Annotated in this window: 28 protein-coding genes; 20 read left to right on the top strand and 8 right to left on the bottom strand. The window is 51.2% G+C overall.

Annotated elements, in window-relative coordinates:
* Window positions 1-41: 41 nt before the first annotated feature.
* The 6 genes from WC598_RS02745 to WC598_RS02720 are packed head-to-tail and all read left to right on the top strand — an operon-like array spanning window position 42 to window position 2,174.
* Entirely contained in the window at window positions 42-572 is a 531-nt protein-coding gene (locus WC598_RS02745) for a hypothetical protein (protein WP_372959935.1), read from the top strand.
* Window positions 573-628: 56 nt separating this feature from the next.
* Window positions 629-1,033: a hypothetical protein gene (locus tag WC598_RS02740; protein ID WP_372959934.1), complete on the top strand. Its 405-nt coding sequence runs from the start codon at window positions 629-631 to the stop codon at window positions 1,031-1,033.
* Window positions 1,034-1,339, top strand: coding sequence for a hypothetical protein (locus WC598_RS02735; RefSeq protein WP_372959933.1), 306 nt, complete (start codon window positions 1,034-1,036; stop codon window positions 1,337-1,339).
* Window positions 1,336-1,557 carry a hypothetical protein gene (locus tag WC598_RS02730; RefSeq protein ID WP_372959932.1) on the top strand — a complete coding sequence of 74 codons (222 nt, stop codon included), beginning with the start codon at window positions 1,336-1,338 and terminating at the stop codon, window positions 1,555-1,557. The genes WC598_RS02735 and WC598_RS02730 overlap by 4 nt, the downstream gene beginning before the upstream one ends.
* 1 nt (window position 1,558) lies before the next feature.
* Window positions 1,559-1,915, top strand: a complete 357-nt coding sequence (locus WC598_RS02725; RefSeq protein WP_372959931.1) for a hypothetical protein — start codon at window positions 1,559-1,561, stop codon at window positions 1,913-1,915.
* The gene (locus WC598_RS02720; protein WP_372960076.1) at window positions 1,872-2,174 is read left to right on the top strand and encodes a hypothetical protein; all 303 of its coding nucleotides are present in this window, start codon (window positions 1,872-1,874) and stop codon (window positions 2,172-2,174) included. The genes WC598_RS02725 and WC598_RS02720 overlap by 44 nt, the downstream gene beginning before the upstream one ends.
* Before the next feature lie 47 nt (window positions 2,175-2,221).
* Here the strand turns inward: WC598_RS02720 and WC598_RS02715 are convergent, their stop codons facing one another.
* On the bottom strand, window positions 2,222-3,229 hold the full coding sequence (locus WC598_RS02715; protein ID WP_372959930.1) for a DUF262 domain-containing protein: 1,008 nt from the start codon (window positions 3,227-3,229) through the stop codon (window positions 2,222-2,224).
* Between the two features lies 1 nt (window position 3,230).
* Window positions 3,231-3,872, bottom strand: coding sequence for a hypothetical protein (locus WC598_RS02710; RefSeq protein WP_372959929.1), 642 nt, complete (start codon window positions 3,870-3,872; stop codon window positions 3,231-3,233).
* A 273-nt stretch (window positions 3,873-4,145) separates the two neighbouring features.
* Between WC598_RS02710 and WC598_RS02705 the strand changes: the two genes are divergently transcribed.
* From WC598_RS02705 to WC598_RS02695, 3 genes are all read left to right on the top strand, one after another.
* Window positions 4,146-4,364 (top strand): hypothetical protein, encoded by a 219-nt coding sequence (locus tag WC598_RS02705; protein ID WP_372959928.1) that lies wholly within the window; start codon window positions 4,146-4,148, stop codon window positions 4,362-4,364.
* A gap of 120 nt (window positions 4,365-4,484) precedes the next feature.
* Window positions 4,485-4,634, top strand: coding sequence for a type II toxin-antitoxin system RelE/ParE family toxin (locus tag WC598_RS02700; protein ID WP_372959927.1), 150 nt, complete (start codon window positions 4,485-4,487; stop codon window positions 4,632-4,634).
* 375 nt (window positions 4,635-5,009) lie between these two features.
* Entirely contained in the window at window positions 5,010-5,987 is a 978-nt protein-coding gene (locus tag WC598_RS02695; protein ID WP_372959926.1) for an ROK family protein, read from the top strand.
* Window positions 5,988-6,013: 26 nt separating this feature from the next.
* On the opposite strand, the gene WC598_RS02690 is transcribed toward WC598_RS02695, so the two are convergent.
* The 4 genes from WC598_RS02690 to WC598_RS02675 all read right to left on the bottom strand — a co-directional run bounded on the left by WC598_RS02690 (window position 6,014) and on the right by WC598_RS02675 (window position 9,912).
* Window positions 6,014-6,232, bottom strand: a complete 219-nt coding sequence (locus tag WC598_RS02690; protein WP_372959925.1) for a hypothetical protein — start codon at window positions 6,230-6,232, stop codon at window positions 6,014-6,016.
* A gap of 166 nt (window positions 6,233-6,398) precedes the next feature.
* The gene (locus WC598_RS02685) at window positions 6,399-7,022 is read right to left on the bottom strand and encodes a 2'-5' RNA ligase family protein (RefSeq protein WP_372959924.1); all 624 of its coding nucleotides are present in this window, start codon (window positions 7,020-7,022) and stop codon (window positions 6,399-6,401) included.
* A 1,045-nt stretch (window positions 7,023-8,067) separates the two neighbouring features.
* The gene (locus tag WC598_RS02680) at window positions 8,068-8,751 is read right to left on the bottom strand and encodes an NAD(P)/FAD-dependent oxidoreductase (protein ID WP_372959923.1); all 684 of its coding nucleotides are present in this window, start codon (window positions 8,749-8,751) and stop codon (window positions 8,068-8,070) included.
* Between the two features lie 93 nt (window positions 8,752-8,844).
* Complete coding sequence (locus tag WC598_RS02675; RefSeq protein ID WP_372959922.1) at window positions 8,845-9,912, bottom strand: trans-aconitate 2-methyltransferase; 1,068 nt, start codon at window positions 9,910-9,912, stop codon at window positions 8,845-8,847.
* Between the two features lie 102 nt (window positions 9,913-10,014).
* Between WC598_RS02675 and WC598_RS02670 the strand changes: the two genes are divergently transcribed.
* The 6 genes from WC598_RS02670 (at window position 10,015) to WC598_RS02645 (ending at window position 19,140) form a co-directional block, all read left to right on the top strand.
* Window positions 10,015-10,575: a flavin reductase family protein gene (locus WC598_RS02670; protein WP_372959921.1), complete on the top strand. Its 561-nt coding sequence runs from the start codon at window positions 10,015-10,017 to the stop codon at window positions 10,573-10,575.
* 429 nt (window positions 10,576-11,004) lie between these two features.
* Window positions 11,005-12,654, top strand: a complete 1,650-nt coding sequence (locus WC598_RS02665; protein WP_372959920.1) for a PAS domain S-box protein — start codon at window positions 11,005-11,007, stop codon at window positions 12,652-12,654.
* 218 nt (window positions 12,655-12,872) lie between these two features.
* Window positions 12,873-14,999: a PAS domain S-box protein gene (locus WC598_RS02660; protein ID WP_372959919.1), complete on the top strand. Its 2,127-nt coding sequence runs from the start codon at window positions 12,873-12,875 to the stop codon at window positions 14,997-14,999.
* A 54-nt stretch (window positions 15,000-15,053) separates the two neighbouring features.
* Complete coding sequence (locus WC598_RS02655) at window positions 15,054-15,935, top strand: VIT1/CCC1 transporter family protein (RefSeq protein ID WP_372959918.1); 882 nt, start codon at window positions 15,054-15,056, stop codon at window positions 15,933-15,935.
* 137 nt (window positions 15,936-16,072) lie between these two features.
* Entirely contained in the window at window positions 16,073-16,837 is a 765-nt protein-coding gene (locus tag WC598_RS02650) for a tetratricopeptide repeat protein (protein ID WP_372959917.1), read from the top strand.
* Between the two features lie 194 nt (window positions 16,838-17,031).
* Entirely contained in the window at window positions 17,032-19,140 is a 2,109-nt protein-coding gene (locus tag WC598_RS02645; RefSeq protein ID WP_372959916.1) for a SpoIIE family protein phosphatase, read from the top strand.
* Between the two features lie 60 nt (window positions 19,141-19,200).
* On the opposite strand, the gene WC598_RS02640 is transcribed toward WC598_RS02645, so the two are convergent.
* On the bottom strand, window positions 19,201-19,794 hold the full coding sequence (locus tag WC598_RS02640) for a hypothetical protein (protein WP_372959915.1): 594 nt from the start codon (window positions 19,792-19,794) through the stop codon (window positions 19,201-19,203).
* Between the two features lie 205 nt (window positions 19,795-19,999).
* Between WC598_RS02640 and WC598_RS02635 the strand changes: the two genes are divergently transcribed.
* Entirely contained in the window at window positions 20,000-20,968 is a 969-nt protein-coding gene (locus tag WC598_RS02635) for a cation diffusion facilitator family transporter (RefSeq protein WP_372959914.1), read from the top strand.
* A 45-nt stretch (window positions 20,969-21,013) separates the two neighbouring features.
* On the opposite strand, the gene WC598_RS02630 is transcribed toward WC598_RS02635, so the two are convergent.
* Complete coding sequence (locus WC598_RS02630; RefSeq protein ID WP_372959913.1) at window positions 21,014-22,936, bottom strand: agmatine deiminase family protein; 1,923 nt, start codon at window positions 22,934-22,936, stop codon at window positions 21,014-21,016.
* Window positions 22,937-23,203: 267 nt separating this feature from the next.
* Here WC598_RS02630 and WC598_RS02625 point away from each other — a divergent pair, with 267 nt between their 5' ends.
* The 4 genes from WC598_RS02625 to WC598_RS02610 all read left to right on the top strand — a co-directional run bounded on the left by WC598_RS02625 (window position 23,204) and on the right by WC598_RS02610 (window position 26,398).
* The gene (locus tag WC598_RS02625) at window positions 23,204-23,665 is read left to right on the top strand and encodes a DUF2178 domain-containing protein (RefSeq protein WP_372959912.1); all 462 of its coding nucleotides are present in this window, start codon (window positions 23,204-23,206) and stop codon (window positions 23,663-23,665) included.
* Window positions 23,655-23,873: a helix-turn-helix transcriptional regulator gene (locus WC598_RS02620; protein ID WP_372959911.1), complete on the top strand. Its 219-nt coding sequence runs from the start codon at window positions 23,655-23,657 to the stop codon at window positions 23,871-23,873. The genes WC598_RS02625 and WC598_RS02620 overlap by 11 nt, the downstream gene beginning before the upstream one ends.
* Before the next feature lie 366 nt (window positions 23,874-24,239).
* Window positions 24,240-24,581 carry a hypothetical protein gene (locus WC598_RS02615; RefSeq protein WP_372959910.1) on the top strand — a complete coding sequence of 114 codons (342 nt, stop codon included), beginning with the start codon at window positions 24,240-24,242 and terminating at the stop codon, window positions 24,579-24,581.
* A gap of 482 nt (window positions 24,582-25,063) precedes the next feature.
* The gene (locus WC598_RS02610) at window positions 25,064-26,398 is read left to right on the top strand and encodes a hypothetical protein (protein ID WP_372959909.1); all 1,335 of its coding nucleotides are present in this window, start codon (window positions 25,064-25,066) and stop codon (window positions 26,396-26,398) included.
* Window positions 26,399-26,405 lie beyond the last annotated feature (7 nt).

Raw genomic sequence — 26,405 nt, 5'->3', positions numbered from 1 at the left:
GAATACAAAACCATTATCATATTTCAGAGCAGGTATCCATTATGACCGACATGCAATTGATCATCAAGAAGCGTGCGTTCCCGAGCCACGGACGGGTACGCCTCCACGAGTCAAAGCTCACCGAGCTGAAGATTGTTGAAGGAGACCATGTGGACCTTGTAAACGAGACAACCAAAAAGGTCGTCACCGTTACGGTGATCGCCGACAGGATGGTAGGGGAAGGGGAAGTCCGCGTCAGTGAGGAGGACTTAAAAGACCTCGGCCTCAAGGAAGGCGCCACGGTTACGGTGAGGAGAACACCCCCGCTCAAAGAAAAAGCAGAAGCCGCACTCAAGGACGCCAACAAATCCTTCTCGGAAGGCGTTGGAAAACTTGACTCGGCAGTAAGGAAAACCGGGGATTCGGTAAAGACCGGCGCGGCAAAAACTGCAGAAACGGTCAAGACCGAGACAAAGAAGGCTGCGGGCACTGTCAAGACCGAGTCCAAAAAGGCAGCAGATAAAGTGGGCAAGGCCGCAGCCAAAACAACCGCTGCTGTCAAACAGAGCCTGAAGGGAAAAGATGAACTCTGATGCGGGAAGCGAAGGGATGAAAGTGATTATACCCTGTCGCGTCGAGGTTAGATAGTATGGTGGCAGAACAGACCGTTGTGGTCCAGACCCCGGTAATCACCGACACCGTTATCATTGCCGCACTGGCAATTCTCGGTGTTTTCATCCTCTACCTCATGCTCCGGGAGGTACGGCTGATGAAGACGATCAACCGGAAGGTTGAACTGGATCTTGAGAGGGACAAGCTCAAGCTTCTCCAGCAGCACGCAGAGGCAAAAAATTTCCCGTTCACCCGGCTGTCCCCCGAGCAGACCGCGGAGATCAGATCCGTGGAGGACGAGAACACCGGTCTTGAGACCGGCATCTTTGCAAAGGAGAAGCTCATCGAGACACGGCTCTCGCGGCTTGAGAATTATGTCAAGACCCGGAAACTGGACAACATGATGGGCAAGATAAGCGAAGAGGAGAAGAAGGTGAAATAGATGTACCCGGTAGTAAACCAGAACCCGTCCGCTCCTGCATTCTGGGACCAGGTCTCAGAGTTCCCCGGTGCGGTTGAATCGAAACTTCCGACCATGGACAAGACGCTCGATGCCTATTTCGATACAACATTCGCATCGATCATCGACGAATGGCAGCTCCTTACCGAGACCGACCTGCACAAGCTGGAAAACCGGCTTGCAAGCGTTACCAGCGAGATCGGTACCCTGTATGCCGAGAAGTCGGCGCTTGAACAGCGCTCTCAAAAACTCGACGCCCTCATCACCACCCTGGAGAAGTCAGTATGATCGGGATGAACAGTTATCTCAACGCCTACGTGGATCGCAGGATGCAGGCGGTTGTCGAGGAATGGGATCTTGCCCGCACAACCGATATTGCAGATTTTACAAGCAGGTTGTACGCAATCGAGCAGGAGATCCCGGGGCTTAAGGCATCCAGTCACGCGGCATCCGACAAGATGACGGAACTGGAGAACCGGGCCCGGAGACTCAAGGAGCTGATCTGAAATGGATCTTCTGACATTCATCCTTGTCGTCATCATCCTGGTTGTCCTCCTGTTTCTGGTCTACTATTACATCCGGGGGGCAAAGGGGAACCTCTCGCTCTCCCGCCCGATCGAGAGCCGGGTAGACGAGTACCTTGACCGCCGGTTCCAGAGCCTGGTGGAGGAATGGCAGCTCGTGAACCACAGCAAGCTCGGGGACTTCAAGGCGCAGAATTACAAGGAGCTTGAACTGGATGAGGCACGGCTTGCCGAGCTGAAAAAATCCGAAACCGACATGCAGAACACGCTCGTAACCATGGAGGCCCGGCTTGACCGTGTTGAAAAAGAACTGGTTTCGAAAGGAACCGCCAAAAAGTAAACCCGAAGGCGACCTCTTCCGGGATCTCAAGGACGTGATCCCGGTCATTCGCAAGCAGGGCGAGCCGCCGACAAAAGATCCCGGGAGTTTCTCCCGGTATATCTGCGACCTCTGCAGCACCCCGCATGCTATCTCGGAGCTCCGGCAGTGCGTGCTCTGCGGGCGCTGGGGTTGCGAGAACTGCTGGAAGGACGAGTTCTATACCTGCAAGTCCTGCGCCGGCATCATCAAGATCCATGGGATCCGGGGGAAGGAGTAGAAGACAGGAAATTTTTTATTGATGAGATTTTTAATTTTTTTGAAGGGTTAGATTTTGGATAATATTAATTTATTAAAAATCTCTGAACGTGAAACCCGAGCAACTCTACTGTTTGTTCCTGACCACAGGTATGAATAATAGGTTTGGTAGTCGTTTGCCGGCCCGCTAATTTTTTTGTTGATTAAAACATCTTCTTCAAATTTCTCTAATTTTTGCTTCAATTTGTCAATATTGATTTTTTTCCCGTAATTGAATAATTCAACAAATAACGTGAAAAAATTTGATTTGCGATACCAAATTGAATCATCCGCTAATTTTAAACCCTCAATAATTTCAAAAATTTTTATGAATTTTTCCTTGATGGTTTTCGCTCCAGGGTATGTATCATTATATTCGATAATACATTTTTCAATCATGTCACTCATTTTGAAATAGCCTTTATTTTCGATAGTGGCCATTATCAATAATATGAAATGCAGGTCTTCCATCCTGGAAATATTAGCCTCATTAAGGAATGGAAATCTTCCATCCCCAATTTCAGTTAAAATTTCCATAGCGGTTGTAATGAAATCACCATCATATACGGCATTATGAAGTTCAATCTGATTTAAGCTAAATTGTGTAGAATTGATTCTTTTGAAAACATCTCTGATTGTATCTGAATCTAGATCACCAAGATTTCGAACAACCACATCATAACTTAAAAATTCACGTTGTTGTTCTGGGGGTAAATCCTTATACTTCGGGACCAATTTTCCAAAATCATCAGAATTTTCAATATATTGGACAATTGTTCGTAATCTCTGTTGACCATCAACAACAACATGTTGTGTAGCAATTGTTTCGAGATCAATACCTGACTGAGCGATATATATTTCAGGAACCGGTAAACCCTGTAATATTGTATCAATAAATTTTTCTTTATGCCTTTTATTCCAAACCAGTCTTCGCTGAAAATCAGGCTGTAAAATCAATGTCGGAGGTTGATTTTGAATTTTTGGATAAAGATCTGAAATTTTTTGTGTACTTGGGCTTGACGTAATCTGTTTTACCATTCTATGACTCCCTTGCACTCAATTGTTCTGTTTGTTGTTTTGTGCTTAAATAACGGTACATTTTTTCGACATTTGTTCCATAGTATCTTTCAAGAAAAAAATAATTTTTATACAACCCAGCATTCACTTCATAATTACCTACTTCGGATCTTCCATTTGAAATCCCCTCAAAAAAACTAAACCAATCCGTTTTTAATTCGTTAACTTGAAAGCTAATCGGTAAAAGATCGGGTCGCATCCATCCTTTGACTAAATATCGTAAAAAATTTGCATAATTTTTTCGTTCTTCGTACGCAATCCCTCTATATTCCCTATCCATTTTATATTGATACTCGCAGATTTTTTTATAATATTCGTCGAATAAAGTTTCATTAACTATAACTATGTCGATATCAGAATCGTAATCAAATGGTTTTCCCCCAGTAAAGCTAAAACCAAACTTAGCTGAACCAACAATAAAAACTTCAGTAAAATTTACATTAAATTTTTTAGCGATTCTATTCCTAAATTCGAAATAATCATGTTCACGGTCTTTAAAAACAATGGGTGTACCATGAAAAATAAATTTTCGAACGAAATCCATGCGTTCTGCTTCACTATTTGTGTTTGATAAGTTTTCACAGAAGGCCGCGTATTCGCTCATGCAGTAACTAACAAATGCTATTCTTTTTTTACATAATTGTTCTTTCGATATTCAAAAATTAAATAATTATAAAAAAAAACCTTCGAAGTCATTCGACCGCACCGTAAGGACCTTGTTGGGCAAGATTCTGGAACGGGAAAAGCACGGTAATCCGAAGCGCAAAACCCGACAAAGCGTTTTGCGCGTAAGGACGATCCGGGTTAAGTCCGGCACAATGGGGAGATCCCCCTACCATTCCCGAATGGTTTTAAGATGATGAATGCAAGTATGATTATGAGTTCTGGTGTCACGATAGATCAGGTCTACCAGGAAATCAAAAAGATTCAGGCTGACATGGTCAAGAAGGAAGATCTCGAAGCCCTCATTGATACGGTAGAGATCCTCAGCAATCCTGCAGCTATGCATGCGATCAAAAAAAGTGATCGCGACATCAGGCAGGGTCGGGTAAAGACAATCACCTCCGTTGATGATCTCCTCAACGAGTGTGCCTGATGGCATGGGTCATCAAACGGACCGACACCTTTCTTGAAAGTTTTGCAACCATTAAGGACAATAAATAAAAGGATCATTGCGGAACTCGGCAAGAAACTGGTCCGGCTTTCCGAAGATCCCATGCATGTTGGAGGTTGGCTCTCCGGCTCACTCCATGGCAAGAAGTCCACGAGACTCGCAAAAAAATACCGGTTGATCTTCATGCCGGATGAACAGGAGCAGACGGTCTATATGGTTTTCATTGAGCATCGTGAACATGCCTATGACTGAGCGAGTCCTGATCTTTTAAGGCCAGAAAAGGTTTTCTTACCAAAGTGCATTTCCTGAAATCCAACTATCATCCGGCAATTGTTATTCTCCGACGTAAAACCGGCACACGCTCCCGGAGGGGGTACCCAGTAGCTCAGTTCCGAGACTGCTGTCATCGTCATGAGCCCCTTGTCGGGGATAATTTAGTCCCCACAGACAAGCCGGATTTTCCCCCTATTTTTGGAAAATAACACAATTGACGGAGACCGGTTGAGGAAATTATTATCGAAGCCTGCGTGTTTCATTCATCACGAACTTCATGCAGAGAATCTTCTTCAGATAAGAAGTGATACTGATTACAAAGAGAGGGAGATCCTTAACCCGGAGAATCTTCAAATGACACCCGATGATATAACCGGACAACCAGAATTCGCCATTGCCGTTGATCTCGGGGCAACCAACCTCCGGGTCGGGCTCGTCACCGTAACCGGACAGATCGAACAGAAGAAGGTAGTGGAACTTCCAAAAGACCTGCCGGATGCAGGAATCATCACGGATCTCATCATCAGCGCAATCCATTCCCTGGTTCCAGACCGAAAGACAGGAACGCTGGCCGGAATCGGTATCGGGGCAGCAGGGCCGGTTGACAAATCCCGCACGGCAATCGTGCATCCCCCAAACATCCCCCTTGACATCATTCCCCTGACAGGCCCCCTCGCCGCAGAATTCGATCTCCCGGTCCGGCTGGTCAACGACTGCTGTGCAGGTCTCCTGGGGGAGGCATATTTCGGCGAGGGAAAGAGATCCAGGAATTTCGTGTACGTCACGATGTCGACCGGCATCGGGGCAGGAATAATTGCAAACGGCACTATCGTCTCCGGTCGCGATGGGAACGCCGGCGAGATAGGTCACCTGTTCGTGGACAGCGAGTACGACCTGACCTGCGGGTGTGGCGGGAAGGGACACTGGGAAGGCTATGCTTCGGGACGGTTCCTCCCCCGGTTTTACCGGGAGTGGCAGAAGAGAACGGGACGGGGGTCCGGAGATCAGCAGGTACTCTCTGCCGGGGAAATTTTAAATGCCATCCGGCAAAACCGTGATCCTGAAGAACGTGATTTTCTGGAGGTACTCGGGAGAGTCAATGCCCGGGGGGTTTCCGACCTCATCGTTGCCTACGACCCGGATACGATTGTCTTTGATGGTTCCGTTGTCCTGAACAACCAGGACCTGATCATCCCGCCGATTGAACGGTACGTTGATCATTACCTGCCGATGCCACGGCTGGCCGTGAGCAGCCTGAACGGCCTTGCGCCGCTCCTTGGTGCGTCGGTCATTGCCCGGGGATACACTACGCGGTTCGGGCCCCTGGAATAAAAAAAGTGAGCGGGAGTTCCTTTTGGTTATTCGCGGTAAAACCCGAAGAAATCCACCCTGAACACTTTCTGGATGATGTAGAGTATTGCAAAGAAGAAGAGTGCATAGAGAATAAAACTCGACAGGAACTGGACGGGACCGGTTAATCCCGTCATCACCATTATGCTATTGGAAAGCCGGTCCGCGATCAGGATCGCAACGAGAATGCTGATAAAAAAGATCGCCCATTTTTTTACTACTGCCATATCCATACCAGTACTTGGTTTCTGAACTATTAAATCTCAAAGGGAGGGCTGGACGGTTTGGGCTGGGTATTCCGGGAAGAGAAACCGGCAGGGGGTTTTGTAAAAAAGACCGGATGTTATCGGTTGAAAAAATGCTGATCTTCAATAAAAAACCGGATGGTTCTTCTCATTCCCAGCTTCCGTCAGCCCACGTCTTGAGAATATCGAAGTCCCGCATCCTGGTTGCTTTGCTCCGGGCCTGGGTCGGGCTCAGCATCCGCTCCTGGATAAAATCGTACTCGCACAGGATTTTGGAATTCCGGAGCAGGGTTGCCCGGATCGGGTGGTGCCGGAATACAACGCTCTCCTGTTTTCTGACATACCATTTTATTCGCTGGAAGGTGAGCCAGTCGAGTTTCATGGCAAGCGTTGCGTGAAACATGAATCCGTCGGCAGAATCCAGGTCATAGTTCCGTAACGTACAATACGGGGAGATTGCACCTGCAAGCTCGTACCGGAACTGTTTCAGGGTCTCATCGGGAGTGATCGTAACAAAGACAACCCTCGTACTTTCAAAAAACCCATACCCGCCCACATCATATTTCGGGATCTCCTTCCTTGTGGTACAGATTCGTGTGAAATCTTCGATGAGTTGTATCTCATTCCCGGTTGAAAACGGCCCGGCCAGCGTGATATGCGGGACAACCAAATTGGTTCCGAGATCGAATTTCTCCGCCAACTGGTTGCTTAACCGGCTGATCTGCTGTTTCACGGATCCCATGAGGCGGATATCTATCAGGTAGTGAGTCATCTCTTTCGCCCAAAATACAAAAGCCCTTCCGACAACTTCATGGTGAGATTTCAGGTTATCTTTCAAAAAGAACTGCAATAAATTTTTGTTTTCAGCCGGACACGAAAGGATCCCGGTGGTTCCTGAAAGAGAGGGGGGCGTCCGGGGATCTTTGTCGGATACCCGGGGGGAAAACAACTCCCGGGGGAGGAGGGTCCGGGCATCATACTCGTCATCCAAAAACGCCGTATTTTGCCAATCAGGCCTCAAATTTTGCGATTTTTGAGACCATTCCCAACAAGCATCCTGGAAAAATACCAAAATGTGCGAAAAATGGAGATTGCCATTTTCATATAGGCTCAATTTATCGCCCGTTTGCCGCAATTTCCCATAAATGGCCTCCGAAAAAATTTGCCAGCAGACGTGTCCGGCGGGCGGATAATCTGAGAAACGACATTCCTATGAAAATGCGGATTCCCTCGAAAAATCACCCTGAAAAATGACCTTCATATTCGCGTTCCGGCAGCGTTTCTCAGAACAATTGGGTAAAATAAGGGGCGAAAAAGGACACCCGCAGAACACCATTAATGACCATTCTACGAGGTGCATTTCAGCCCTTTTTTGGCAATCGGAGCGATAATCACACGTCTTTTCCACACGAACCGAATCGGGGCGTTTTGCGGGGTTTTCCTGACGGGGCCGTGATCCGGAAACGGGAATCCGGGCCCGTATAAGGCGTATTTTTCCCAGGGGATTCTGCACCCCGGATCCAGGTCCTTTAACCGGAGTACAGGGATGGGAATACCTTCATTCCGGTTTTTCCCCGATTCGGAACCTCACAGGAAACAGGATATGATTCCGAGGTCCGGATGCACCGGAGATTGAACGCGACAACGATCATACTCACGGGGGAATCCGGTTGTTCCGGCACCGTGCATCGCGTCGCGCTATAAGGCAGGAGAAATTTTCCACCGGTGAATGGCTGAAACTCAACCCATGATATGATCGTATTTACAGAACTGCTCACCCACCAAAAAGAAAAGATCCGGTGAAACGGATAAGGCCATCACGATTCCAGCGGGGTGCAGGGGATCTGGTTGAGCAGGTCGCTTCGCAATGTTTCAGGGGTTATCCGCTCCATGAACCGGGCGGTCCGCTCCTTTGGCCCTGCATGCATCCGGTAATATTCCAGGAGGCGGCTCACAAGATCAAGCACTTCATCGGTCGAGAGATTTTTCGCAAGGAGATCACCGAACCTGGGCCGGGTGCCGCTGTTGCCGCCAAAGAAGAGTGTCCAGCCGTTTAAGGTTCCCAGAATCCCGATATCCCGGGTCTGGCTCTCCCCGCAGCACCGGGGGCATCCGGAGATCCCGATCTTGATCTTTCCCGGGAACGGTTTCTCCCGGTACAGGGATTCGAGCCGGATAGCGAGGCCGAGCGAGTCCTGGGTACCGTTCCTGCAGTTCCGGTTCCCGGGACAGGACTGGAAGTACCGGATGCAGGGCCCGGTCTTTCTCACGGCATCCGTTCCCAGTTCCTCAAAGACGGCCGCAAGATCCTCTCCGGGAATACCGATGAGGGCTATGCGTTGCCCGGAAGTTATCTTGACTTCTGGCACCCGGAAGGTGCGGGCAATCGCCGCAATGCGCTCAAGAAGTTCCGGGGTTACGAGGCCCCCCGGAGACCTTGCCATGACCGCATAGGTCTTCCCGTCCCGCTGGAGAATTGCTCCCTCCGGATGATCTGCCATAAGGAGAGATCCCGTTTGAGGATTTAAAGATCCACCTCATGGATCAGGAGTTCTGGTATTGCTGCCCGCTATTTTCCCGCATTACCGTATGTATCATCCCGTCCTGCCATAATGGAGCGTGAAGAGCGACATGTGCTCATCGGAGCAGGAAGAGGAATCGCACCGGAGCGAGAACTCGGGACCCAGCACTTCAGAAAACAGGGAGTTCCACTGGCTCCGCAGCATATGGTAATCGCTCCGTGTTCCCCGTGGTTCGGTGAGGAGGGAGACGAGCTCGGTCATCAGGAACGAGTCAATGCAATCGGTGACCACGTCGACCGGGGCGTCATGCGAGTAGACAAAGTCCATGATCCGGCCGTACGACTGGTATACCGACAGGGCAAGTTCCGGCGAGAAGAGATCCGGTGTATCATTGTTCGCATCCAGCTCGAACAGGATCAGGTGATCAATCCAGGGCCTGAGCCGGGCGAGGTGGACCCGCTTGTCTTCGAGCGGCATATGGTGGTACGCAAGCGAGCTCATCGCGATATCGTATTTCTGATCTATGGTGCCCGAACAATCCTGGATCCGTCCGTTCTCGATACGGATAACCGCATCCGGAAACGCGGATCGGACAGTCTTCTCCGCAAGGGCGGCCATTGCCGGTGAGGAATCAACCAAAAGGATCTCACTGACTTCCGATACGTTTCCGGACTCCACCAAGTGGAGAAGGAGCGCGGTTGTGAGCCCCCCGTCACCACACCCGATATCCATGAACCGGACCGGTTTTTTAAAAACCGGCAGGGAATGACTGCACTGCCGGACAAACTGCCGCCGCGCCTCTTTCATGGCGGGAACCCCGGCAAAATGGATGAACGGGCGGGGATCCTGGAAAACAACCGCGGGTTTTGTCAGCTGATTTTCATGCCTTTTTAAAAACCCAAGAAGGAACGCACAGCAGAAAAGCCCGTCTTCCTCACAGAGCGTGCCGGTCTCCAGCCACCTGACGCTCTGCTCTCCGGCACCTTTTGCGGCCAGGTATGTCGCGATATAAAAGTGAAATGCCGGAACCAGGTTTTTGCGGATCTTCCCATCGTACTCTGCAGGATGCACACGATGCCGGAAAATGGTATCCGCATATTCTGCCCAGTTGTGTTTCTCCTGTTCTGAAAGAAAAAGCATGTGTTCCCAAGCCATTAATGAGCCGGGAGTAAAAATCTCTTGCGTCTTTTCCATGAATATCCTTAAAATCCTCTCCCGCCAAGATCATCCCGGAGAATCCAGATGGAGAAAGTAACCGTCGGCCCGATGCCGTACATGAGTGTCATGCCCACCCTGCTCGTGGGCGCGAATGTCAACGGAAAGCCAAACTACATGACCGCTGCCTGGTCCACGGTCGCCTGCATGGCACCCCCGATGGTCTGCGTTGCGCTCAACAAGGCCCGGCACACCGTGAAGGGGATCGAAGAGAACAAGACCTTCAGCCTGAACGTGCCTTCAGCAAAACATACGATCGAGACCGATCACTGCGGCCTTGTCTCCGGTGCACAGGAAGACAAGTCTGAAGTGTTCACATCAATCTACGGGAAACTGAAGACCGCACCTCTTGCAGTAGAATGCCCGGTCAACATCGAATGCAAACTCTTCAGGTCCGTTGACTGCGGGAGCCACCTGCTCTACATCGGCGAGGTTGTCGAGATCCACGCAGACAAGTCCTGTTTAACGGACGGGAAGCCGGATGTCACAAAAATGCACCCGATCGTCTATGCCCAGGCAACCTACTGGGAGGTAGGGAAGCCGATCGACAAGGCCTTCTCGGCCGGTAAAAAATACCAGAAGTCATAACCACCGGCGGGTTTTCAGACAAATCCATTTTCTGCTTTTTTTAAGATCCTCCTCGTCAGTACTCCTCCACGGGAGAAATGCAATCCAGATTACCGGGGGTCCTGCCAGCAGGTTCAGAAAATCAATCCGGACCTCCAGTTCAGTCCCGGCAAAAAACCGGACGAAAATTTTAGTTTTCTTTTTTTCTTATCTCCCCCCGGAGGGGTCCGTTTCATAGCAATTGAGTTTGCATATAAATATTGTGTTTTGTATCTGCGAACAAATGGGGCTTTTTTTGAGATACCAGAGTAATATCATGGCGAATTCGGCTGAATACTCACAATAAAACCGATGGCAATATATAGGATATTCAGTTTATATAATTATGATAAAACGATCTCATCAATAGATTTCAGGAAACAGACAACGGACATATTCAGGACTTTTTTTATGTACTCGATTCTTTACGTTGACGATGACGAAGTTCTCCTGAAACTGAACAAGATTTTCTTAGAAAAGAGCGGGAATTACACGGTTGAAGTTGTATCCTCCGGGCCGGAGGCATTAAAAAGGATCCGGGCCTGCCGGTACGATGCGATCCTCTCCGATTACCAGATGCCGGAGATGGATGGCATAGAACTGCTAAAAGAGGTTCGACAGCAGTTCGGCCGGCTCCCGTTCATCCTCTTCACTGGGAAAGGCCGGGAAGAGATCGTTATCGAGGCACTCAATAACGGCGCTGATTTTTACATCCAGAAAGGGACAGATGTAAAGGGGATGATAGCCGAGCTCAAACACAAGCTCTGCACCGCGATTGAACGGAGAAGGACAGAAAATGCTCTCCAGAAATCCGAGCGCAAGCTCATGGATATCATCAATTTCCTTCCCGATGCAACATTTGTCATCGATGTCCAGGGAAAAGTGATCGCCTGGAACCGTGCCATTGAAACCATGACCGGGATCAATCAGGCCGATATCCTGGGAAAAGGAGACTTTGAATACTCGATTCCCTTTTTCGGCGAACGAAAACCGATCCTTATCGATGCGGTGATCCGGGGCCCCTATCTGGAAGAGATGCCATACTCAGATATCAAAAACGAAGATAACAAGATAACAACCGATATCTACTCATCGCATCTCTATGGGGGCAAGGGAGCTCATCTCCTTGTCAGTGCCGGGCCCCTGTACGATCCGGACGGGAAGATTGTAGGAGCCATAGAAACCCTCCGGGACATCACTGATATCCATAAGACCAAGCGTGACCTGGATATCAGCCGGGAAAAGAACCAGGGTCTCACCAGTCTGTTCCCGTTTGCCGTGATTGAGATGAATCTTTCCTATAACATAACCTATGCCAACCGCTTGGCATTTGATTTTTTTCGCGTTACCCTGAATGATATCTCCGGAACGATCTCAATTCTTGATTACATTGCTCCGCAGGACACGGATCGCCTGCTCCGGGATATCCAGGAGGCACTCCAGGGAAAGAGGAGCTCCTCCGGGAGCGAATACCAGCTCAGGCGTAAAGACGGCAGCGTGTTTCCCGCACGGGTATACGGGGAGATGAGGGTTGATCCCGGGACAGGTAAACCCGCTGGATTCCGGGGCATCATCATAGATATCACCTTGGAAAAACAGGAAGCCCTTGCGCTCAACGAAACACAAGGGAGGCTCAAACTCGCACTCGAAGCGGGACATATCGGGATCTGGGATGTCGACATACGGAAGATGCAGATCCATGATCTCAATCAGTGGATAGATGATATGCTTGGATACAATCTGGACCAGCGGGTTCTCTCGGTTGACGCGTGCCTGGCCTTCATCCATCCGCTCGACATGCCGGGCATCCTCCTTGCATTCCGGAATTATACCAAAGGCAAAACCTCGCTCTTCGAATGCAAGTTCAGGGCAAAACATCAAAAAGGCACCTGGGTGGATGTTGCCCTTCGCGGACAGGTGATCGAGCAGGACACAAACGGGGATCCGCTGCGGATCACCGGCATTGTCCATGCGATCAACACACCTTCGGAGCGGTTTTTGATAATGGAACAATTCCGTCAGACCGAAGAGATCCCGGCAACCCGGTCTACGAATTCATAAGAAGAGACCGCAGGTCGGTCCCTTTTTTGGCAAATGATCGGTGCAAACGGCCATACCGTTTTTCCCTTGCGCTCCTGCTACACTGCCGGACATTTTTTGGATCCCCACAGAGATCCAGATACATCTGACATAATCTGGCTCGTATGTGCAGGCTATTCGCTAACCATTAAAACCATACCGGTAAACACTAGAGTACTGCTCCCGGGGGAACAACCGATTTGAATTTTCAGTACTTTGACCAGGTCTACCGGCACCCGCTCCTCATCCCCCTCCTCATCGGAGTCAGCGGAGCAGCAGCGCTCGCCCTCAACGGCTATGCGCTGGTCAATGGGATAACAAACGTCCTCCCCCACCTGTTCTATATCCCGATCCTTCTTGCGGCTTATTACTATCCAAGGCGCGGACTTGTTTTTTCTGTGGGAATCTCTGCCCTCTATTGTGCAGAAGTGCTGGCGGTGTACCCGGTTTTTTCGGATATCTGGATTGCAGCCCTTGCCCGGATTTTCGTCTTTATTGTTCTCTCAGGACTCATCTCCTGGCTCAGCGGGAAGATGCACCACGACACGCAGATGTGCCGCCGGCTGGTCTCGATGGTCCGGTCCTCGAACGATGCTATCATCGGTAAGACCCCGGATGGGATCATCACCGACTGGAATGATGGAGCTGAACAACTGTACGGATATACTGCCGGAGAAGCGGTGGGAAAGTCCATCTCGCTCATCATTCCCAAAAATCACCGGGATGAGATGACCGGGTTCCTGGAAAAAATCAAGAACGGCGAGCCGGTTGAGCGCTATGAAACGGAACGGGTAGCAAAAAACGGGAGAATTCTCCAAGTGTCCCTGTCCCTGTCCCCGATAAAAAATATTGCCGGAGAGATAATCGGGGTCTCGGCAAGCGCCCACGACATCACCGCACAGAAAGAGATGCAGGACCAGATCCTTCAGGCAAAGAACGAGTGGGAACTGACCTTCGATGCGGTTCCCGACATGATCGCCATCATTGACCGGAACCACCGGATCGTGCGGGTGAACAGGCCCATGGCCGAAAGACTCGGACTTGCCCCGGACCTGGTTGTCGGACGGGCCTGTTACGAGCTCGTACACAAACACACAGCGCCGTTGGGGATCTGCCCCCATTCCCGCCTTCTTGCTGACGGGAATTTGCATTCCGCCGAGATCCATGAAGATAACCTGGGCGGGGATTTTCAGGTGACCGTCTCCCCGCTGCACAACCCGGCCGGCGATCTCATCGGGAGTGTGCATGTGCTCCATGACATCACGGAAAGCAAAAAGGCACAGGAATTAATCGCGGACCGGGAACGGTTCCTCAACCGCCTTGTTGAGACGATCTCCAGTCCCATCTTCTATAAGAATGCAAAAGGGGAGTTCCTGGGCTGCAATTCCTCGTTTGAAAAATTCCTCGGTATCAGCAAAGACCGGATCATCGGAAAGACGGTTTATGAGATTATACCAAAAGAACTCGCTGACATCGACTACCGGAAGGACAACGAGCTCTTTACAACTCCCGGGTCGCAGATCTATGAATCGCAGGTCCTCTACGCTGACGGCACCCTGCACGATGTCATCATATCCAAGTCCACGTTTACCGATCGTGACGGCAGGATCGAAGGACTTGTCGGAGTAATTCTCGACATCACGGATCGCAAACAGTGGGAAACTGCCCTGCAGCAGGCAAACAACAAGCTCAATATGCTCTCGTCCATCACCCGGCACGATATCCTTAACCAGCTCATGGGGCTCAAGACATTTCTCGAATTATCCCGGGAGCGCGAAACCAATCCGGATATCCGGGGGTATATTGAGAAAGAGGAAGAGGCCGCAGAAGCTATCGGGAGGCAGATCGAGTTCACCCGGTATTACCAGGATATCGGGGTCCAGGCTCCCGCATGGCATAACCTTGAAAAAACGGTCCGGAATTCCCTGTCGCAGCTGAACCTTGGGGACATTGCCCTTGAGATCAACCTACCCCCCGCTGAAATTTATGCGGATCCCTTAATTGAGAAAGTGTTTTACAACCTTGTTGAAAATTCACTCCGTCACGGGGAGGGTGTGACCCGCATCACATTCTCATTGCTGGAAACCCCGGACGGGCTGGTCATCTCGTATATTGATAACGGCATTGGTATTCCTCCCGAGGACAAGGCCCGGCTCTTCCGGAAAGGTTTTGGCAAGAATACCGGTCTTGGTCTCTTTTTGTCCCGCGAAATCCTCTCGATCACCGCTCTTTCCATCCGTGAGACCGGCACTCCGGGGAGCGGTGTCCGGTTTGAGATCATTGCACCGAAAGGAAAATACCGGTTTCTGCCACCGGACTCATCATGACCGTTGAGTTACGACAGGGTATGGTTTCCATTCCCCATTGATGTGTGATACCCCATGCCTGACACCACAATTCCTCCCAACCAGCTGGAGACATTTCTCTCGTTGCAGAGAGCGGAACTGACCGAACACCTCATTTATACAAAGATCGCAGCAGGGACAAAAGATCCCCATAACCGGGAGGTCCTTTCAGGAATAGCCGCAGAAGAGCTTGCCCATTACGGAATCTGGAAACAGTACACCGGAAGAGATGTTTCCCCGTCGATCCTCCGGGTCTGGATGTACGTCCTCGCAGCTAAGCTTCTCGGCCTCACGTTCACGCTCAAGATCCTTGAGCGGGTCGAGCACCGGGCCCAGGACATGGACCGGACAATGCCAGATGGGATTCCCGAGGTTGCCGGCATCCTTGAGAACGAAGAGCGGCACGAACGCGAACTCATTGCCCTCATTGATGAAGAACGCCTCCGGTATGTAGGCTCCGTGGTGCTCGGCCTCAACGATGCGCTCGTGGAATTCACCGGCACGCTTGCCGGGCTCACGTTTGCCATCCAGAACTCCCAGATCATTGCCGTTGCAGGTCTCATCATGGGCGTTGCAGCCTCCCTCTCCATGGGGGCATCGGAATATCTGTCGCAGAGAACGGATGCCGGGCCGTCCGATCCATTGAAGGCTTCGATCTACACGGGATTTACCTATATCGGGACGGTTGCGATCCTGATCCTGCCATTCCTCATCCTTCCCTCCCCGTACCTTGCCCTCATGTTCACCCTCTGCGGAGCAGTCGGCATCATATTCCTCTTCACATTCTACATCTCGGTTGCCAAGGATCTCCCGTTCTGGCGCCGGTTCGGCGAGATGGCCGCAATCAGTCTCGGCATTGCCGCGATATCGTTCGTTATCGGCCTTCTCATCCGGGTTTTCCTGAATGTGAATGTCTAGGCCATGACGTCCGGCCTCCCCCTTTTTTCTCTTACCAAAAACCATGCCGACAAAAAACACCGCGAACGGTTACATTTATATATCGGCCATGATAACTACCGTGCATTAGGAACCCGGACAATCAAACCTCTGTTTCCATGCCCGATACGAAAATCTCCACCAGGGATCAGATAATTCAGCTCCTGCAGCAGGGAAAGTTCCACGAGGCTCTCAATTGCTGCGACAGGGAACTTGCTGTAACTCCTGAAAATGACATTCTCCTCAATAACAAGGCTGTTGCCCTCATCAGCCTGAACAGGTATGAAGAGGCCCTGGCTCATGCGAAAAAAGCAGCAGCGATCAATCCCATGTCAGCAGATACCTGGGTAAATATCGGTGTGGCTCTTGACAAACTCGACCGCAGGCAGGAAGCAACCGGGGCCCTCCGGCGTGCTCTCAAGATCTCTCCCTACAATGCGTATGCCCGGGCCCTTCTCGGAATCATCTACCAGAAACTGGAGATGGTCGAGTGTGTGGAACACCATAACCGGAAACTCCAGGAACTCCTTTTCCCACGGGAGTATACGGGATTCTTTTTTGCCCTTGCCTCCTTTCTTCTCGGGATACTCCTGGGCGGGCTCCACTCAGCGGAAGGATTATCCTTTGCAATCAGAACGGTCTCTGAGGGAATCCTTGTTCTTTTATTCTGCGGAATAGGCGCGATTTACCTGCGGTCTCTTCATATCTGGAAGGAGACAAACCATCATCCTTTTGCCGGGAGCGGGACTGCGGCTGCAGGAACGGGCCACCACAAAAGCCCCTACCCGGTTCTTTGTGTCCTGGCAGCGGTGTTCATTCTGGGGATTCTTTCCGGCATCCTGATCTGGATATATTATCATTCGATAATTGCGATTCCGGTTTGATTCTCTGAACGGAATCCTTCCCCGGGTAAACTCCAGAACCGGATTGGTAAATTTATTACGTCAGAGATTACCTTACATGATATGAACACCGGGTGCAGGTTTTCGGATCCCTGCAGAAAGGCACTTCCCACCATCCCGATTCGCTCTTCCCTTACTATAAGGTATGATGTGTTATGAGTGGCCGGACGTTTCGTTTGCCTGCATGCAGCGTTCTGGTCAAGATCCTCCTGGTATTCCTGATCCTGTCTGTCGTGTCACTCCTGGTATGCGGTTTTGTTGCCTTTGTCACGATCAGCGACGTGGGGTTCTCTGCAGAAAAAGACAGCACGGATCTTGGGAATATGGCAATCGATGATGCCACAATTGCCCTTGAGCATGCTGCTGAACTGTATCTCACGCAGATGGCCTATGACCAGGCCGAGATCACCAACGTTCTGTTTGAGGATACGATCACCGAGATGGAGATCCTTGCGGCGCAGGCAAAAACGATTGGGAACAACCCGCCTATTACACCCCTCACCACGCCGCACACCCGGCAGGATCCCCCGGCAAACCCTGCTGACGCAACGGTTATCTTTCTTGCACCGGGTGCGGCAATAACAGATAATGCCGATGAGTACCGCACCGTCGGGGGTATGAGCGACCTTGCGAGAGCCGTGTATGAAGCGGATACCAACTTAACGAGCGTCTATGTTGCCACGGATTCCGGGATCGTTGTCATGTATCCCTGGAGGAGTTTTGCCAATGGTACCATCGATCCCCGGGACCGCGACTGGTTTACCGGTGCAAAAAAGATCCCTCAGGTGTACTGGTCGAAACCGTACGCGGATGCTGCAGGAACGGGGCTCGTTGTAACGTCATCAAAAGCCGTCCAGACACGGTATGGCACATGGGTTGTAGGGAGCGATGTTGCGGTGGATGTCATCAATTCGGCCTACCTTAACAAGACGCTCGGCGGCCGGGGATATGCCGTACTTATGGATGGCAAAGGCAACATCATCAGCCGACCGGGTCTCTCACGGGAAGGAATCGGCAATGCCACGGCCTATATCCCGGAAAATGTATTCCGGGATAACGACCCGACCCTGGATGCAATCAGCAAAAACATGACCGCGGGAAAATCCGGTGTTGAGAGGACAAGATTCGGGGATGGCGAGACATACGTTGCCTATGCCCCGGTGAGATCCCTGAACTGGAGTTTTGCCGTTTCCATGCCGGTTGCCGAGGTCACGGCCCCGATACAAGCAACGCGGGACCGGATCTCATCAGAGACTCGCAACACCAGTGCCAGGATCACTGCGCAGACCGACCGCATACGGGATATCTTTGCCGTCCTGATGCTGGCAATCATCGTTGTCGTCGCCCTTCTTGCAGTGTTCCTGGCCCAGATCATCACCCAGCCGGTTGACGCCCTCAAGAAAGGGGCATGTGCCCTTGGTCGCGGAGACCTGGATTACCGGGTCGTGCTGGATACCCGCGATGAGTTCGAGGATCTGGCTCAGTCCTTCAACCAGATGGCCGGGGATCTCAAACAGAATATAGAAGATCTCAGGCTCACCACCGCGGAAAAGGAGCGGTACACAAAGGAGCTCGAGATCGCAAAAGAGATCCAGATGAGTATGCTTCCCGAGTTCATTCCGGTAATCCCCGGGTATGACATTGCTGCTGCAACGATCCCGGCAATGGAGATCGGCGGGGACCTGTACGATTTCATTCCCTTCGATGACGGGCGGTGGGGCTTTGTGATTGGCGATGTTTCAGGAAAAAGTGTGAGCGCTGCATTGTACATGGCACTTTCCCGGACACTCCTCCACGCGAGCGGAAGCGAACATTCTCATCCGGGCACCGCCGTGCGGTGGGTGAACCGGATGCTCTTCGATGACGGGAGATCGGGTATGTTCATCACACTCTTCTATGGCGTGCTCGACCCGGTGCAGAGGTCGTTTACCTACGTCAACTCCGGGCACAATCCCCCGGTTCTCATAAAGAAGAACGGCGGGAAGGCCCGGTACCTGGAATGCGGCGATATTGCACTCGGCGTACTCGAAACGGTGAGGGCAGAGTCGCATGAGCTCACCCTTGAGCCGGGCGATCTCCTCTTCATGTATACGGACGGGGTAACGGAGGCGTTCAATGCAGAGGACGTGGAGTTCGGGGAAGAGCGCATGGTGGCATACCTGGAAAAGAACCGATCCTGTACCGCAACAGCAATCATGGAAGGTCTCCTTGCGGAAATCCGGCAGTTCACGGGAGAGGCGCCCCAGTCGGACGATATCACCCTGCTCGTGCTCCGCGTTACGTGAGGGGGCCCATAAGAGAGGATCTGATCCGATAAGGATATTATCAGCACTAAAAACTCTTTTTCAGGGAATTCCCTGGTTGCACCGCGGGACCGTATCACCGACAGTGCTCAGGATGGCCGGCGGATCAGCAGGTTCCGGCTCCATCCGGGCGACCGCAATGCCCGCAACATTCCGATCGAGGCTGGATATGAGGCGTTCAGCGTCCGTAAGGTCATGATCTTTTTTGAGTTCCTGGAGCAATATGCCGATTATCTCCCGTTCTCTCGTTCGTTGTGCAGGCGGGTTCACCCCGGGTTCACCAAGGTACGCAAAACAGAGCGCAGCCTGGTAAGCCTGGGTGAAATTCACCAGTTCGTTTAGCAACTCCTTCCGGTATGCCGGCCCGGCATCCCGTTCGAATCGTTCGAACCTGCGGGTGATCCGGATATATTCCTGCCACAGGTCCGGGGAAATACCGGTGCCCGCTCCCGCAAGGGCGTCGAAGAGCAAGAGGATATGGGATCTCTCGTAATACGGGGCATATGCCGGGCTTGTGCCCGCCCGCCCGCTTCCCTGAAACTGTGCCCGGGTCTCCCTGACCGCTGAGGCGTAATTCTGCAATCGGTACCGTAGGGTGTCGGGAAGTGTGAAGTCCATGGGAATGCCTGTTGTCACATCGGGTAATCAGGAGAAAAATGATCTTTAAACTCTTGAGAAAGGTGTCACATATTTTGCATTTTTTACCTGAAAAAGGTTACCGGGCAGGCAGCCGGTCTCCGGGATCGGATCCTGGTTCCGCCGGAAATCCTGGATCGGTTACACCAGAAACAAATGCAGGGTTTTTTTATCCAGAAAAAACCAGATTTGAGCCATATTTATCATGTCTCACGCAGTCACCAGTGGTAGCAGCGGGGGAGGATCATTCTCCTCCAAACAACGGACAGTACTCATCAGCCTGATTGTTGATTTCATTCTCTGGATTCCCGATATTATTGCAGCCATCCTCTCCGGCTCTATCGTTCTGTTCGCCGATGCCATCAAATGTGCAAACGAGATCCTGGCAACATTTTTTGCGTATCTCACTATCCGCAAGATGGCAAAAGGCGGGGCCGGGGCATACGATTACGGCATGGGGAAATTCGAAACGGTAACATCAATCGTCACCGGGGGCGTGATGTTCATCTCGCTTGCCCTGGTCTTCTTTGTTGCCCTGTACAGGATTGCAGTCCCGGCAGAGATCGTTCAGGAGGGGGCTTACCTGGGTATTTTCCTGATGATCATCGGGGTTACCATGAACTCCTGGCTCTGGCGGAAGAACTTCCGGCTATTCCAGAAGGAGCCATCGCCGATCATGGATTCGCAGTGGCGCCTGTTCAGGACCAAGGCGTTCTCGGATTTTGCCGTTCTCGTATCCCTTATTGCCTCGCTCGGGTTCTCTCATTATGCCTGGTCGCTCTATATCGACCCCCTGGCATCATTTATCATTGCAGGGTTCCTGCTCTTCTCGGGATACAGGGTCATCACCTCATCGCTTCCCGATCTCCTCGATAAAACGCTCGACGAAGAGTTACAGATGGTGATCGTCCGGCACCTGGCGGATTTCTTCGAGGACTACTCTGCACTCCACGGGGTGCGCTCCCGCCGCTCGGGCAACAACGTGTATATCGAGATCTTCCTTGAGTTCGATGGTGAAAAACGGATGTGTGAAGTCCAGGAAAGTATCAACCGGATCAAAATGGCGCTCGAAGAAAATATTCCAAGGAGTTCCGTGAGTATTGTTCCAACCAGTGTACCCATGAGCTCCGGACAGGCAAAGACGGTAACGGAATCCAACGGAGTCCATCGCTGACATCAAGAAACGCAGGGACTAGTCAAATACCCCCTGCCATCCGGATTATACTTCCGGCTGCTGCTGGGTTCCGCAATGGAATGTGCCGTATCCTTCAACCATTGCCCGGGCGTTGATCCCGACAACGTTCCTTTCCGGGAAGAGATTCTGGAGTATCCGGAGCGCCTCCGCATCAGAAGGATCGTCAAATACCGGAACGATAACAACGGTATTACCGATATAGAAATTTGTGTAGCTTGCCGGGTAGCGCCCATCCGCGTCTTCAATCTTCTTTGGCATGGGTAATTTTATGACCGTGAGCGGCTGCCCTTCCTGGTCGCATGACTTCTGCAGGATCTCATAGTTCTCATGAAGGGCAGTATAGTTTGCATCCTTACGATCAGTCTCATACGCACAGACCACGGTGGAAGGTCCGACAAACCGGGCAATATCATCAATGTGGCCATCCGTATCGTCGCCCTCAACACCATGATTGAGCCAGATGACGTTCTCAACCCCGAGATAATTTCGGAGTTTTTCTTCGATTGCATCTGCAGAGAGCGACGGGTTGCGGTTGGGGTTGAGGAGGCAGGCCTTTGTTGTCAGGACCGTGCCCCTGCCGTTCACATCGATCGAGCCGCCTTCCAGGATGATCCCCGGCTCGAACATGGGAAGGTTAAGGCGGCGGTTCATCATGAAGGGGATCTTCCCGTCCATGATCTGGTTGTCATATTTCTCTCCCCATGCATTGAAATTCCAGCGGACAAGGGAGAGTTTCCGTTGAGCACGATTGACAACGAACGTGGGGCCGTAATCCCGGATCCAGACATCGGAATATTCGTTGGTATGAAGCGTGACCCGCGTGAGATCAACCCCCATTTCCCGGAGCCTTGACCTGACTTTACGGTGGACGACAGCGCTCGGGACAAAGAGTTCTACCCTCTCGGAGGAGTGGATCTTTTCGATAAACTCATAGTAGGCTTCCTCCACAAGGAAAATCTGCGGGAACGTGTCCCTGTTGCCGGGCCAGGAGAGCCAGACCGCGGTATGGGGTTCCCATTCGGCAGGCATGTGGAACCCCCGGTTTCTCGGGGTGTCACCCGTGCGCAATGCAGGGAATGTACCGGTCTCCCCGGGGAAGCGGGTGCCTATCCGGCCATACGTCTCCGGGCGGCGGTTCCGGAAAAAACCCCACGAATCCATGACTTCTGCATTCATGGAAAGGTCAACGGTTGCGATCAGGGTCTCTTCCGAATCTGCCAGCCGGGAAATTACGTTCCCAAAAGCATCGCAGACAAAAGAACCACCAAAGAACCGGATCTCCCCCTCCGTACCCACCCGGTTGACCGCTGCCACGTGGACGCTGTTTGCGATCGCATGGCTGCGCTGGATAAGCTCCCAGGCCTCCTGCCAGTTTCCTTCCATGGGTGTATTGGCATCGGGATGCCCTATGGCCGTAGGGTAAAAGATGATCTCTGCCCCTTCCAGGGCAACACACCGGGCTGCTTCCGGGAACCACTGGTCATAACAGATGAGCACGGCAATCCGTCCGTACTTTGTCGGGAAGACGGAGTACAATTCACCCGGATAGAAGTATTCTTTTTCGAAGAAGCCGGGGTCCTGCGGAATGTGGACTTTGCGGTAGGGTGCACTGAGGCTGCCATCGGCATCGATGACTACGGCTGCATTACAGATCCTGCCGTCCGGGGTTTTTTCCAGGACCGGCACGATGACGACCACGCCATGCATGCGGGCAATCGCTGAAAAAATACCTGTTGATTCACCCGGGATCGTCTCTGCCATCCCCGCTATGTCGGTGCCGACATGCCGGGGGAAGTATTGGGACCGGTATAACTCAGGAAGACAGATGATCCGAGCTCCGGCTCGTGCGGCACCTTCGACACGGTCCTGTGCTTTTTTCCGGTTCTCATCCATGTCCCGGCTCATGGACATCTGGATAAGGGCAATTTTAATGGTTCCCGGCTCCATAGGTTTCGTGGTATACGGTTTTTCTTATTTGGATAATAGGATATCCATACCATACACAGGCAATGACAGCAGATCCGGGGTGAAGGATTTTTCCGGGTTTATGTCTTTTGTTCCCGGCAGAGGGAGTCCGGTCTTCGTATACAGGGTTCTCACCTTCACCTGCCGGTCATCGCCGTGGTTACCGTGCTGCAGGAACGAATCACTCCCCTTCAGAAAACAGTCACTATTATATCACCAAATGTCAAAAACATGTGACAAAGGGACTGCATGAAGAAAAATACCTTTTACCTTGTTGTAGGTTGTATTGCTCTTGCCCTTCTCGGTATTTTCTGGTATTCCGTGGAAGTCCATAATGCGCTGCTGATAGAAGCAGCATTCATTGTCGGGATTGTGATTGCTTACCTTGCCCGGAGGAACGTTTCCGATCTGATCGATGATGAGCGCAGCGCGAAGATCACGGAAAAAGCTGCCCTCAGAACATTCCAGGTTTTCTGGGTGTTATTCTGTGCATTCTCTATCGGTGCGGTCATGAACCTGCTCTATGTCCCCCGGTTTCCCAGGCAGCGGGTTTTCAATCACACTTCAGATTTCCTGTCCCTGGAGATTATGCCCCTCAAGATGATGGGATATTTCCAACTGGGGCTTTTATGCCTGATGATCTTCCTCTATGTCGGCTTCAGGCTCTATTATGCCCGGAAATACGGGGATTGGGAGACCGATGAAGAATAAGATCAAGGTATTCCGGGCAATGCACGATCTTACGCAGGAAGATTTAGCCCGGGCAATCGGCGTCACCCGGCAGACGATTCTCGCCATTGAAAAAGGTAAATATGTCCCTTCCCTTGACCTGGCTTTCAGGATCGCACGGCATTTCAATGTGACTATTGAAGAGGTCTTCACGTACGAAAAGGACGTGCTGACCTATGAGATAGACTAAACCCACCCGTTTTTCCAGGTTCCTTTGGAACCCCGCCAGGGGTTTATTCCTCATGCGTTTTTATTCGGATTCCTCGTTTCACATGCAAGGGAGGATATCACGTAGAATTGTAATGAGAACTATTAAAAAGAAAAGTTATATAGTACAAAATGTAAAGAATTCTTTACTTTAACCGCAACCGATGTTGCGTTTTCGTGAGCAAATAAAACTGGATCTGATCTCCATGAAAACACCCGGAATGTATTATTACATCCTTGCACCGTTTGCATCCTGATTGCGTGTGTCGGGATGGTCAGCGCAGCTCATACAATGCACCCTGCGCCCACCAGTATGAATAATAAAAGTTTCATCCAGCCTGGGTGCAATATGACAGGACCCCAATCCCTGGACACCATGCGTTCTCCCAAGGAACATCCGGCAATGAACCGGACGGGTAACACGCCAAAATTTGTGATGAACAAGATCTACCATGGGAGCAATGTAACCATGAGGACTTTGCAGGGTGGCATGTGTCAGCCTGCCGGGAGCTGCCGGATCACCAATGCAAGCGCTCATAATCCGTCATCCGCCATTGCCCTCTGCGGGCAAAACAGAGGAAATGTAACCGGCATAAAAAAGAATCTCATGGCAGGGAATCTCACCCGGTCACGGCACAGCGGATACGGGCAGTTTCAAGAAAAAAAGGAGCTATCGGTTTTTGTACCCTGATCGTTTCTGTTATCTGACCGGCCCCTCTCTTTTCGTTTCCAGGAATGCGAGTGGGGAGGAAAAGATGTGCCGATACCCGGATTTTCCAATTTATTCTATCGTATAACCAGGGGATTCTTTGGTAGGGGAAGGGGTTGGGTGACCGATGAGATCGCGGGAATCAGCACAATGCTTATATTACAAAATGTAAAATATACATTACATGGTGTTGGCGGGTTGTCCTGCTTGCACCGGTGTGATGCCCCAGGGACGAGCGGAGGGAGATCCTCTGAATAATCACCAGAACAACACACCTGCCAGGTGCAGGGTAGTATCCGCAGAACAACAGTACCTTCCTTGGTGATAGTGAAAAACCCCCGTCTCACTCCCTGGAATCGGCATATTACCAGTGTTTTAACCAACCCGGATAACAATAAAACAGAAGGGTAGATTTTTAAAAAAGGGGTGAATCTTCCGGTACGGAGAGAACACCCGGAGGAATCATGAAAAAACGAGCCGGTATTCTCATTACACTTTTACTCCTGTTCATGGTATGTGCAGCAACTGCAGCAACCACGTCGGCAAGCACAACGAGCTCAGCAAGTTCAGGCAGCAGTTCGGGTAGTACAGGCACATCAACTACTCTTTCGGCAGAAAATGCCCTGGCCCAGGTATACGTGAGTTCGGTCACGGTTGATCCCCAGTCATTCTATCCCTATGAAGATGGAACGATCACGGTCCAGATAACCAACTCCGGTTCCCAGGCAGTAGCATTTTCCCAGGCAACCATACTGGACGACAATATTATTCTCAAAAATCCTGATGCGAACAAGGGAATGATCTATCTCGGGCCGGGAAACACGATGACCTACTCGTTCCTTGTTACGGCAAGACCTCCGGAAGGGACGTATTTCCCCCTGTTCAGCGTGGCTTCAAGGGATGCCGGGAGTATCCGGTACCCGATCAAAGTAACGGTTGACTCAACCCAACTCCGCACCGGCATCTCGAAAAAGCCGGATGCATTTCCCCTGGATGCTGCAAGTTCGGTGAACCTGAGTATCTTCAATTCCCGGAAAGGCCCGATCGATAGTATCATCATCACACCTGCAGGAACCAACGCGGATGTCAACCCGCCCGAGAAATTTATCATGTCCATTGACGCAGAAAGTGCCATCGAGATTCCGTTTACCATCACCCCGCACGGCAACTCTTCTGTCAACTTCCATATCAGTTACGAGAACGGGGACAATGAACATGCAGCAGATCTCATCCTCCCCATCAATATCGGTGAGGACAAAACCGGGGCAAAGCCCATTGTCAATAACATTGCCCTGGTGAATCAGGGATCCTCATACAAGCTCACCGGGGATGTGAACAATGCGGGGATCACCGATGCAAAAGCCCTGCTGGTCACGGTCGGATCCCCTGCCCGTGCTGTCGAGCCTTACCCGGAATATGCGATAGGATCTCTGGCAGCGGATGATTTCTCCAGTTTCGAACTCAACTTTGCCAGTACCGATCTCTCATCCATCCCCATCGTCATCACCTGGAAAGATGCAAATGGCAATTCGTTCACTACAACAAAAACCTATGATCTCCGGTCTGCCCAGAGTTTCAGCCCAGCCGGATCCTCCGGTTCCAGCTCCGCAACAGGGCAGGCGGCGACAAGTTCCTCGTACCGCGGCGGCGGGAGTAACAGCATCTTTGGTATTAGCGGAGGAAGGGGTGGAGGCATCGCATCATTCTACCCGGTTATTGCGGGTGTCATCATCCTCGTAATTGCCATTGTCCTGTATAAAAAACGAAAATGGGTTGCAATGAAACTGAAACGCGACTAAAATCCTG

The sequence above is a fragment of the Methanoregula sp. genome, assembly GCF_041645475.1.
Lineage (GTDB): Archaea > Halobacteriota > Methanomicrobia > Methanomicrobiales > Methanospirillaceae > Methanoregula.
This window is presented reverse-complemented; position numbering and strand designations above follow the sequence as displayed.